This window comes from uncultured Streptococcus sp., assembly GCF_938036805.1.
Taxonomy (GTDB): Bacteria; Bacillota; Bacilli; order Lactobacillales; family Streptococcaceae; genus Streptococcus.
In genome coordinates, this window is the sequence record NZ_CALHWC010000150.1 from 1 (window position 1) to 2,615 (window position 2,615).

Sequence of the window (2,615 nt, forward strand, 5' to 3'; positions counted from 1 at the left end):
TCGATATACTCTTCACGAAGCTTGGCTTGTTCCACTTTTTCCTCAGCAGTTAAGCCTTCCGTTTTTTTCTTTTTAGCCAGTTCGTTGATACGTTCAATTTTTTTAGGATCCATGATTCTACCTCTCTTACCTGTTATTTGGTATTAATCTGATTAAACTGCGCAAGTTGTCCAGCTTTGGCCGTCAAAGAAGTCAGAAGAGCTAGGCGGTTATTGCGCACGGCCTCATCTTCTGCCATGACCATGGTATGATCAAAGAAAGCATCAATAACTGGACTGAGGGCAAAGAGTTGATCTAAATTGGCAGCTAAGTCATCCGTCAGCTCCACTTTTTCAATGGCTGCAGCCAGGTCTTTTTCCTCTTGATTTTCAAAGAGAGCTGGATTAATCGCTGTCTGTCCTTGGGCTTTCTCAGCTAAATTGAAGACACGAGACAAGCTTTCTACCGCTGACTTGAAGTTATCTTCCTTAGCTTTTTCTGCTAGAAGCGCAGCTGTTTCTACCAAATCGCGTACAACGAAATGAGTGCTTTGAAGAACAGCTGTCACGATATCCTTCGGAATGCTGCGGTCCATCATTTTCTCAACACGGGCACGGAAGAAGTCCAGCACGGCCTCTTGATTGTCATAGCTTAGACTATCAAACTTGAGTTCGTAAAGTCGACCAAGAAGCTGAGCCAAGTCAATGTTCCAGCCAAACTTGTCCAAGATACGCACAACACCCTGAGTCGCACGGCGCAGCGCATAAGGGTCATTGGAACCACTTGGAATCAAGCCAACTGAGAAGAAGGACAAAATGGTATCCAGCTTATCAGCCAGAGCCAAGACGGCTCCGACCTTGGTGTCAGGCAATTCGCCATCGGCTGATGTCGGCATATAGTGCTCCCGAATGGCAGCTGCCACCGCAGCATTCTCACCAGCCAGAAGAGCATACTTCTCTCCCATGATACCTTGCAGCTCATCAAACTCACCAACCATGCCAGTCAGCAGGTCAAACTTATAAATAGCCGCTGCACGAGCCAAGTCGGCTGTTTCCTCAGCATCTAATCCTGCTTCCTGCGCCAAGAGAGCAGCAATCTTGCCAGTCCGCTCCATGTGCTCTGCTAGAGAGCCAATCTTTTCGTGGAAGGTCACATTGCTCAGCTTTTCAACCAAGTCAGCAATAGCCAGCTTTTGGTCTTCCCGCCAGAAGAATTCCCCATCTTCCAGACGAGCCACCAAGACTTTCTCATTTCCCTTGATGACATTTTCCAAATGCTCAGCATTTCCGTTGCGGACAGAGATGAAGTGCGGCAAAAGTTTGCCTTCAGCATCGCGCACAACAAAATAACGCTGGTGCTCTTTCATGGAAGTTACCAAGACTTCCTCAGGCACCTCTAAGTATTTAGCATCAAAATTACCCAAGAAAGCAGTTGGATATTCGACCAGATTCAACACTTCATTGAGCAGGTCTTCGTCAATCTCGATAGAAACACCGTGCTCCTGCTCTAAGGCCCGAATCTGTTCGATAATCATCTTTTCCCGCTCAATAGGACTGGCAATGACAAACTGAGCACGCAGGTCATCTTCATAAGAATTTGCAGAAGCAATCTCTGCTTCTTGACCTAGGAAGCGATGTCCACGGCTAGTACGGCCGCTCTTGATGTCCAAGAAATCCAAATCAAAGGCCTGCTCATCTAAGAGCACAGTCAAGGTGTGGACCGGGCGGATATATTCAAAGGTGTTGTTGGCCCAGTGCATGCTGACAGGGAAGGTCAGAGCTTGCAGAACTTCCGTCACTGCTGGGATGATTTCCTCTACAGGGCGACCGACCTCTTCCTTGGTCACATAGACGTATTCTTCTCCCTTGATTTCGCGGAAAGTAATGTCCTCAACCGTTAAGCCCTTGCCACGGACAAAACCTTCGGCAGCCTTGGTAAAGTTGCCATCTGCGTCCAGAGCAATTTTCTTAGAAGGGCCCTTGAAATCTTCGGTCAAATCGGACTGCTTGTCCGCCAAGCCAACCACGCGCACCGCCAAACGACGAGGCGTTGAGAACATTTCAATTTTCTCAAAAGTCAGACGATGGTCTGTCAGGAAGGCTCCCATCTTGTCGCGCAGCTGCTTCATGCTCGGTGTCACGACATAGGCTGGCATTTCTTCCAAACCTAATTCAACTAATAAATTTTTTACCATGATTATTCTCCCTCCTCTGCCAAGAGTTTCTCGCGAGTCTCTGCATCCAAAAGCGGATAGCCCAGACGCTTGCGCTCAGCCACAAAGGTCTTAGCCACAACACGCGCTAGATTACGAATACGGGCAATATAACCAGCCCGCTCTGTCACAGATACAGCACCACGCGCATCCAAGAGGTTAAAGGTATGCGAGCATTTGAGAACATAGTCATAGGCTGGGTGCACCAGATGTTCGTCCAGACAGCGCTTAGCTTCCGCTTCAAACCTCTCAAAATTCCCCAAGAGCAAGTCTTGGTCGCTGACCTCAAAGCTGTACTTGGAATGCTCATACTCAGGATGAGTGAAAATTTCACCATACTTAACGCCATCAGCCCACTCAATGTCGTAGACTGAGTCCACTTCTTGGATATAAGAAGCCAGACGCTCCAGACCATAAGTCACCT

General features: G+C 48.0%; 3 protein-coding genes. All 3 read right to left on the minus strand.

Annotated features, from left to right (window positions below; genetic code table 11):
- The coding region (locus Q0191_RS06130; RefSeq protein WP_297664780.1) for a DUF896 domain-containing protein at positions 1–113 on the minus strand (113 nt) is incomplete at its 3' end.
- Positions 114–133: 20 nt separating this feature from the next.
- Entirely contained in the window at positions 134–2,173 is a 2,040-nt protein-coding gene (glyS, locus tag Q0191_RS06135) for a glycine--tRNA ligase subunit beta (protein WP_297664778.1), read from the minus strand.
- A gap of 2 nt (positions 2,174–2,175) precedes the next feature.
- Positions 2,176–2,615: glycine--tRNA ligase subunit alpha (locus Q0191_RS06140; RefSeq protein WP_297664779.1), on the minus strand; the 440-nt coding region annotated here is incomplete at its 5' end.

Bases quoted from the DNA above. Each gene is read 5' to 3' on its own strand.
- glyS (WP_297664778.1), bottom strand. From the start codon at position 2,173: ATGGTAAAAAATTTATTAGTTGAATTAGGTTTGGAAGAAATGCCAGCC.